The organism is Catenulispora rubra (assembly GCF_015356825.1).
Taxonomy (GTDB): Bacteria; Actinomycetota; Actinomycetes; order Streptomycetales; family Catenulisporaceae; genus Catenulispora; species Catenulispora rubra.
Map to the genome: position 1 here is coordinate 1 of NZ_JAACYW010000408.1, position 8,278 is coordinate 8,278.

Here is an 8,278-nt window from a genome sequence, read left to right on the forward strand (position 1 = left end):
CCACCTGACAACCCGCCCGACAACCTGCCCGACCCCTCCCTCAGAAAGGCAAGACGATGATGTCTCCACGCACAGTCGCCCGCACCCGCGGACGGACGATCGCCGCCGCCGCACTCGTCGTCGGCGTCGCGGCGGCGCTGTCGGGATGCGCGAGCACCACGACGAAGACCGCCGGCGCCCCGTCCGAGTTCAAGCAGGCGGCGCAGGACAACGCCGCCGCGATCACGGTCTGGGCCGACTCCACGCGCCTGCCGGACGTGCAGAAGTACCAGCAGGAACACCCGGCCGTGAAGATGAACATCGTCACCTACGACGGCAGCGCCGACGGCTCGACCTACCTGCAGACCAAGGTGCAGCTGTTCGACCGCACCGGCAGCGGCTGGCCCGACGTCGTCTTCGCCTCGCCGACCGACGTCACGTGGGCCAGCGTGCCGACGAACCCGAGCGCGAAGGCCTTCGCCGCGCCGGTCGACCAGCTGGTGCCCGCCTCGACGTTGCAGGGCTTCGCCGCCGGCTCGCTCTCGCCCTGCCAGGCCGGCGGCCACACCTACTGTCTGCGCAACGACATCGCCCAGGTCGTGACCTGGTACAACAAGAAGCTGATGGACCAGTGGGGCTACCAGGTCCCGACCACGTGGGAGCAGTACCAGGCGCTCGGCGAGAAGGTCGCCGCGGAGCACCCCGGCTACGTGGTCGGCGCGGTCGGCGACACCAACTCCCAGGAGTCCTACTTCTGGTCCAGCCAGTGCCCGGCGCAGCAGCTGGTCGGCGACAACACCCTGAAGGTGGACCTGACCGCGCCGGAGTGCACGCGGATGGCGAACCTGCTCGATCCGCTGATCGCCGACAAGGCGGTGAGCACGCAGGGCTTCTTCACCAAGGGCTTCGACGGCGGCAAGGTCCTGATGGCGGTCGGCCCCTCCTGGTACGGCCAGTACCTGTTCAACTCCGCGTTCAAGGTCCCGGCCGGCCAGATCGCCGCGTCGGCGCCGCTGAAGTGGGACGGCCAGAGCACGACGGCCACCGGCAACGTCGGCGGCGGCATCTGGATGATCTCCTCGCACAGCGCCAACATCAAGGCCGCCACCGACCTCACCACCTGGCTCACCACCTCGACGGAGAACCTGCAGGGCGCGCCGACCTACCCGGCCTATGTCGCCGGGGCCAAGGCGTGGCTGGCGAACCCGGCGAACAAGGGCTACTTCGCCACCGACGTCTCCGACGTCTTCCTCGCCGCCGCGAACGAGGTGTGGACCGGCTGGTCGAACACCAAGTTCAGCGACGCCACGCCGTGGTCGAACGCGGTGCTGTCGGCGCTGACCGCCGGCAAGTCGCTCAGCTCGTCCCTGCCCGCCTGGCAGACCGCGATCGTCAACGAGGCGAAGTCGGTCGGGTACACGGTCGTCACGCGATGACGGCGCTTCAGCCACCGCCGCTCGCCGGGTCCTCGGACGACGCCTCCCGCGGGCTGGCACGGTTCCGGGCGCGGCGGTCGGGGCAGGTCGGTGAGACGGAGCGGGCCGGTCGGGCTGGTCGCACCGGTCGCACCGGTCGGGTTGGCCGCACCGGTCGGGTCGGCGGCGCCAGCCGGGTCGGCCGCGCCAGGCCGGCCGACCAGGGCGCTCGGACCGGCCGCGTCGGCTACCTGTTCGTCGCCGGCTACACCGTCCTGCTGCTCGCGTTCGGCGTCTTCCCGACCGGCTACTCGGTCTACCTCGCCTTCACCAACGCCGACGGCCAGTTCACCGGACTCGGCCAGTTCTCCAAGGTCTTCCAGGACTTCCGCTTCGGCCCGGCGTTCGCCGACATCGGCGTCTACCTGGTGATGTGGCTGCTGCTCGTGGTCGTGCTCACGGTGGTGGTCGCGGTGATCCTGCGCAGCCGGGTCGGCAGCGGCGTCTCGGCGGTGCTGCGGTTCCTGTTCTACATCCCCGGGGCGCTCGCGGGCGTGGCGAGCGTGCTGGTCTGGCTGTTCATGCTCGACCCGGCGGTCAGCCCGGCCGCGCGCCTGCTGCGCGCGCTCGGTATGCAGAACTTCGACCAGGTCCTGGCTCCGGGGAACCTGCCGGTCATCCTCGTCCTGATCGCGTTCTGGACCGGGGCCGGCGGCTGGATCGTGGTGATGTACGGCGCGCTGAACAACATCCCGGACGAGGTCCTGGAGGCGGCGCGCATCGACGGCGCCGGGCCCTGGCAGATCGCCTGGCGCATCCAGATCCCGATGATCCGCAAGTGGATCGTCTACATGGCGATCCTGGCCTTCGCTGCCGGCACTCAGCTGTTCGTGGAACCGCAGCTGTTGCAGACGGCGAGCCTGAACCGGGTCAGCCCGACGTGGTCGCCCAACGAGCTCGCCTATGTCTTCGCGTTCCAGAACGGGGACTTCAACGGCGCCGCCGCGATCTCGCTGGTGCTGCTGGCGATCGGCTTGGTGTGTGCCGGTCTGCTGGTCACCCGGTCCGGCCTGTTCAAGGTGGATGAAGACTGATGACGATCCTCTCGGCCGGCTCCCGGTCCGGCGGCGGCTCCGACGGTACGTCCGGCGGCACGTCCGGCGGCAAAACCAACCGCACGCCCGACGCCCGGACTGGCGCCGCCCGCCGCAGCTCGCGCCTGGTCTCGACGCTCGTCGTCGCCGCGATCATCGTGGCGCTGCTGGTGTTCTTCGTGGTCCCGGTGCTCTGGCTGCTGCTGGCACCGACCAAGACCGACGCCCAGCTGAACAGCGGCTTCCCGCTCTCCTTCGGGTCCTTCGGTCAGCTCGCGGCGGCCTGGCGGCACCTGACCTCGTTCCAGAACGGCGCCATCTGGCTGTGGCTGCGCAACTCCGCGGTCTACTCCGGCGGCGCGTTGATCCTCACGCTGGCCACGAGCATCCCGGCCGGCTACGCGCTGGCGCTGATGAACTTCCGCGGCCGCAAGCTGCTGCTGACGGTCACGCTGATCGTCATGATCATGCCGAGCGCGGCCCTGGTGCTGCCGATCTTCCTGGAGCTGAACCTGTTCCACCTGATCGGCACCGCCTGGTCGATCATCCTGCCGTTCTCGTTCTTCCCGTTCGGCGTGTACCTCGTCTACATCTACTTCGCCACCAGCCTGCCGCGCGACATGCTCGCCGCCGCCCGCATCGACGGAGCGAACGAGTGGCAGATCTTCCGCCGGGTGGCGCTGCCGCTGGCCCGGCCGGTGATCGGGCTCGTCGCCTTCTTCAGCTTCGTCGGGAACTGGAACAACTTCTTCCTGCCCTACCTGGTCCTGCCGAGCAGTCAGCAGTTCCCGGTGCAGGTGGGGCTGAACCAACTGCTGTCCTCCACCCCGTCCTTCAACCCGGTCGCCGGCAAAGGCCTGGACATCACCAGTCCGGAACTGGCGCTGGCGATCATCATCGCGATCCTGCCTGTCCTCGTGCTCTTCCTCTTCTCCCAGCGGGCGCTCGTCTCGGGCATGCTCGCCGGCTCGACCAAGGAGTGAAACCATGCGCACACTGAGATCAGCAAGAACCGCACGATCCGCGAGGCCCCCGCGATCGGCAAGGCCCGCGCGCGCGATAGCCGTGGCCGTCGCTCTGGCCGCCGGGTTCGTCGCCGGCCCGGCGGCGTCGGCCGAGGCCGCCCACCATCACCCGGCCGCGGGACTCACGTTCACCGTCGCGCCGAACGGTTCCGGCAACGACTGCTCCGCCGCCGATCCGTGCTCGTTGCAGAAGGGGCAGCAGCAGGCGCGGCAGGCCGTCCGTGCTTCGCAGACCAGCGTCGCCGTCGTCCTTCAAGGCGGTACCTACCGCCTCGACCAGACGCTCGCCTTCGACGCCGCGCAGGGCGACTCCGCCTCCGGCGGCAACACCGTCACCTACCAGGCCGCCCCCGGCGCACACCCGGTGCTCAGCGGCGGCGAGCAGGTGACCGGCTGGACGCAGGCGTCCGGCGGCAGCGGCCTGTGGCAGGCGAACGTCCCGGCCGGCACCGACACCCGGCAGCTGTACGTCGACGGCGTCCGGGCCAACCGGGCCCAGGGCTCCGTGCCGGTCGGCCTGACCCAGACCGCCACCGGCTACACCGCCTCCGGCACCACGCTGGACGGCTGGGGCAACATCACAGACGTCGAATTCGGCTACAACGCCAGCTGGACCCAACTGCGCTGCGGTATCGCGTCCGTCTCCGGCACCACCGTGACGATGCAAGAACCCTGCTTCCAGAACATCACCCTGAAGCCGTACGGCGTCAACGCGAGCACGCCGAGCTTCGTCGACAACGCCAAGGAACTGCTCACCCAGCCCGGCCAGTTCTACCTCGACCGGTCCGCGCACACCATGTACTACCTGCCGCGTCCGGGCCAGAACCTGACCACCGCGGACGTCGAGATCCCGCGCCTCCAGACCCTGGTCTCCGGCACCGGCACCGAGGCGAACCCGCTGACCGGCCTGGCGCTGAAGGGCCTCTCCTTCGAGTACGGCGGCTGGACCGAGCCGAACGGCCCCGACGGCTTCGCCGAGGTGCAGGCCAACATGCGCCTGACCGGGAACAACGCGTACAGCACCGAGGGCACGTGCACGCGCTTCTCCACCACCGACCCCGGTACCTGCCCCTACGGCGCCTGGACCATGACGCCGGGCAACGTCGTGTTCGACCACACCTCGGGGCTGTCGATCACCGGCGGCACCTTCGAGCACCTCGGCGCCGCCGGACTTCAGCTGGGCCAGAACGTCGAGGGCTCGACGATCCAGGACAACCAGTTCACCGACATCTCCGGCAACGGCCTGGAGATCGGCAACGGCTCCGACGCCGCCCCGGCGGACCTGAACCTGATGCCCGCGAACAACACGGTCGCGGACAACTGGGTCCACAACATCGCGGTCGAGTACACCGGCGGCGTCGGCATCTTCCAGGGCTACACGCGCGACGACGTCATCGAGCACAACCAGATCAACAACGTGCCCTACAGCGGCATCAGCTCGAACTGGGGCTGGGGCCACGCCGCGACCGAGGCCACCGGCAACAAGATCCTGAACAACCTGGTCTACGACTTCCTGCAGCAGCGCATCGACGGCGGCGGCATCTACGTGCTCGGCATCGAGGGCGACTCGCTCGCCGACGGGCTGACCATCAGCGGCAACGTGGTGCGCTACGGCGCCGGGGCGGTCGGGCACGCGATCTACACCGACGGCGGCAGCCAGTACATCACGATGACCGGCAACGCCATCTACGGCAACGACATCCCGTCCATGGGCGGCAGCTACGAGGGGAACGGGACGCCGTACGGCGACTTCGTCTTCACCGGCAACTACGCCGAGAACACCACGCCGGACTGGCCGGCCGGCAACCCGTCGAACGTCAACATCAGCGGCAACATCCAGGTGTCCTCGGACGGCACCGGCGTGCCCGCCTCGCTGCTCGCGGCTGCGGGACTCGAGTCGCAGTACGCGTGCCTCGCGTCCGCGCCGAGGGGCACGGCACCGGTGAACCTCGCGCTGGGCAAGCCGGCTCAGGCGCAGTACCTCGATGGGAGCACCGCGCAGTTGCAGCCGGGGGATCAGGTCTCGTATGCGACCGACGGCGACCTCGGCACTGCTGTCCAGGCCACCGGGCAGTACCGCTGGCAGCTGATCGTGGACCTGCAGCAGTCCCAGACGCTCGGCTCGATGACGGTCAGCATGCCGCAGCGCGCCTTCGGTACCGCGTTCCACGTTGACGCCTCGACCGACGGCAGTGCGTGGACGACGGTCGGCACCGTCACGGACAGCGGCTGGGGCACCGTCCCGGTCGTCTTCTCCTCGCCGCTGAGCACGCGCTACCTGCGGATCGTCGCTGACAAGCCGGACAACGGCGGCCAGACCGGCGGCCAGATGGCGATCACCGAGGTCGGCGCGTACGCCCCGGCCGCTCCCGCCGCCCCGCAGCCGGACCTGGCGCTGGGCAAGCCGGCGCAGGCGCTGTACATCGACGGCACGCAGGCCCAGATGCAGCCGAACTCGCTGCCCTCCTATGCGGTCGACGGCGACCCGAACACCTACGCGCAGGCGACGCAGCAGTACCGCTGGATCGAGCAGGTCGATCTCCAGCAGGCCCGCTCGCTCGACGTGATCACCCTGCTCCAGCCGGACAGCGCCGCGCACACCGCGTTCGCGACCGCGTTCCACGTCGACGTGTCCCTCGACGGCTCCGACTACTACACGGTCGCCCGCCGCACCGACGCCATGGGCGGCCTGACCGGCATCCAGCTCGACGCGCCGGTCCGGGCCCGCTACCTCCGGGTCGTCGCCGACCGGCCGGACAACGGCGGCCAGACCGGCGGCCAGATGGCCATCAGCGGGCTGTCGGCCTACGGGCTGGTGCCGCAGTCCTTCTCCGCACACTGATCCACACCTACCAGGAGGCTGATCACGCCGCCGGCCCGACGCGTTGTCCCGCGCCGGGCCGGCGGCCTGTGGGTCCAAGCCCGCGCGCTATGCGCAGGTGAACCCGAAGGACGACTGTGCGGAGTAGTAGCCGTAGCCGTCGGACACCACAACGTTGACCTGGGTGTACAGGCCCTGCGTCGTGCAGGTTCCCAACGTGTAGCTCTCGCCGTGGGAACCGAAGCCGCTCACGTTCGCCGCGCCCGACCAGTACGAGGTCCAGGGCGAAATCCCACCTTCGACAGACATCGAGCAGAAGAACTGGTTGGCACCCCAGCTGTTGCAGTACAACCCCGCGATGATCGGCGGCTCCGTACCGGCCCGCGCCGCCGACGCGGGCACGAGCACCGCGGCGCCGATGAGCGCCGCCGTGGCGGCGCCGGCGCCCAGGCGGCTCGAACGCAGAGACTTCAGCTTCACAGCAGCTCCTCGTAGCTCGGACATGGTGCGACGGATTTCTTGGGTACAAGATGCCTGTTGCGACGACGGAGCGCAAGATGCTAGCAGTAGACTGAAAATTGCAGATGTGTGTTGCGCAAAGTATGGACACCCAAGGTGCACCTCCGGCCCTCAACGCCGACTCAGTGCTCGATCCCCGTGGCTATTGCGGCACGATCGTCACACCGCAGGCAGCAAGAGGCAGCAGGTGGAAACCGAAACTGGTGGTCAGCGAATACCCCTTGGTGCACAGCCAGCAGCCCTGGGCCTTCCGGCCGAGGAAGGCCTTCAGCGCCGGTCCGCGCGCGCCAGTCCAGTCGGCGAATCGTACGACGTGGTAGAGGTTCCGTTGGTAGTAGAGCGACAGTGCCTCGTTCGAAGTGGCAGGCCGAGCGATGCTGTCCGCGCCCGCCTTCGGCGTGATCGGCGAGGAGCCGTACGAGTCCCAGCTGTAGTACTTGCTCGCCGGGGTCGGCGTCGAGGCGTCGTACGCCGTCGCCAACGCGTCGTCGAGCGCGTCGGTGGTCTCCGAGCCGACGCTGACGATGTCCGTCGCGGCCGGCAGCGGCGGGTCGGCGTGGACGGCGGGCGACGCCGGGGACGTGGGGCCGAACGCCGCCAGCGCCGCGAGGGCGGCGGCAGCGGCGGCGAGGCCACGGCGACGGTTCTTCGGGGCCGGTTCTTCAGGGATCGGTTCTTCGCGGGTCGTTTCGTCAGGGGCCAGTTCTTCATCGGCATGGTGGCGATCCGTTCCGGACTTCACCGGTCCCGCGGCAGCGTCCGTGGATAGCCGAACCGAGAAAGCGAACCCATACTCGCGAACCGCGTCAGCGCCTGAATCTGCTCGCCTCGCACCGCGAGCACGATGAGCCCGCACGCCCGCCAGATCGGCGCCTGGGGATCGGACAGGTACAACACCAGCGCCGGCTGCCCGTTGGCCCGCGTCGGCAGCAGCTTGAACTCCTGCCCCCGATGCGTCTGCAGAAGGAACCGCGCGATCTCCCCGGGTCCCCGGTGCTCGGCGGGCTCCGGCGGCATCGTCAGCCGGGCGTCGTCGGTCAGCAGCGCGAGCAACTCCTCCAGATCGAAGCGCTGGAACGCGCTCACGAACCGGTCGACGACCGCGGCCTCGGCCGGCGACTTCGGCATCGGCACCTCGTGCGGGTGCTGCTCCGGCGGCAGTGCGGCGCGCGCCCGGATCAGGGCACTGTTGACCGCGGTCGGCGTGGTGCCCAGGATGCCCGCGGTCTCCGCCGCCGGGAAGCCGAGCACGTCTCGCAGCACCAGCACCGCACGCTGCTGCGGCGGCAGGTGTTGCAGCCCCGCGATGAACGACAACGCGATCGACTCCCGCGCGTCGTAGCGGGCCTCGGGCCCGGCGGTCAGGTCGTCCACATCGCCGGGGAACGGCTCTAGCCACCACGGATCGGCGGACCGCCCCGGCCC

Annotated in this window: 7 protein-coding genes; 4 read left to right on the forward strand and 3 right to left on the reverse strand. The window is 69.6% G+C overall.

Features of this window, described 5'->3' with window-relative positions; all coding sequences use genetic code 11:
- Positions 1-56: 56 nt before the first annotated feature.
- From GWK61_RS50520 to GWK61_RS60340, 4 genes are all read left to right on the forward strand, one after another.
- The gene (locus GWK61_RS50520) at positions 57-1,415 is read left to right on the forward strand and encodes an ABC transporter substrate-binding protein (protein ID WP_194921081.1); all 1,359 of its coding nucleotides are present in this window, start codon (positions 57-59) and stop codon (positions 1,413-1,415) included.
- On the forward strand, positions 1,412-2,488 hold the full coding sequence (locus GWK61_RS50525) for a carbohydrate ABC transporter permease (protein WP_194921083.1): 1,077 nt from the start codon (positions 1,412-1,414) through the stop codon (positions 2,486-2,488). The genes GWK61_RS50520 and GWK61_RS50525 overlap by 4 nt, the downstream gene beginning before the upstream one ends.
- A complete protein-coding gene (locus GWK61_RS50530) occupies positions 2,488-3,471 on the forward strand; it encodes a carbohydrate ABC transporter permease (RefSeq protein WP_194921085.1) in 984 nt (327 codons plus the stop codon). Before GWK61_RS50525 ends, GWK61_RS50530 begins: the two co-directional genes overlap by 1 nt.
- Positions 3,472-3,553: 82 nt before the next feature.
- Positions 3,554-6,355 carry a discoidin domain-containing protein gene (locus tag GWK61_RS60340; protein WP_194921088.1) on the forward strand — a complete coding sequence of 934 codons (2,802 nt, stop codon included), beginning with the start codon at positions 3,554-3,556 and terminating at the stop codon, positions 6,353-6,355.
- An 87-nt stretch (positions 6,356-6,442) separates the two neighbouring features.
- Here the strand turns inward: GWK61_RS60340 and GWK61_RS50540 are convergent, their stop codons facing one another.
- From GWK61_RS50540 to GWK61_RS50550, 3 genes are all read right to left on the reverse strand, one after another.
- Positions 6,443-6,814 (reverse strand): hypothetical protein, encoded by a 372-nt coding sequence (locus GWK61_RS50540; RefSeq protein ID WP_194921090.1) that lies wholly within the window; start codon positions 6,812-6,814, stop codon positions 6,443-6,445.
- 181 nt (positions 6,815-6,995) lie between these two features.
- Positions 6,996-7,595 (reverse strand): hypothetical protein, encoded by a 600-nt coding sequence (locus tag GWK61_RS50545; RefSeq protein ID WP_194921091.1) that lies wholly within the window; start codon positions 7,593-7,595, stop codon positions 6,996-6,998.
- Positions 7,592-8,278, reverse strand: a 687-nt coding sequence (locus GWK61_RS50550) for a sigma factor-like helix-turn-helix DNA-binding protein (protein ID WP_194921093.1), incomplete at its 5' end; no start/stop codon positions are given. The genes GWK61_RS50550 and GWK61_RS50545, both read right to left, overlap by 4 nt.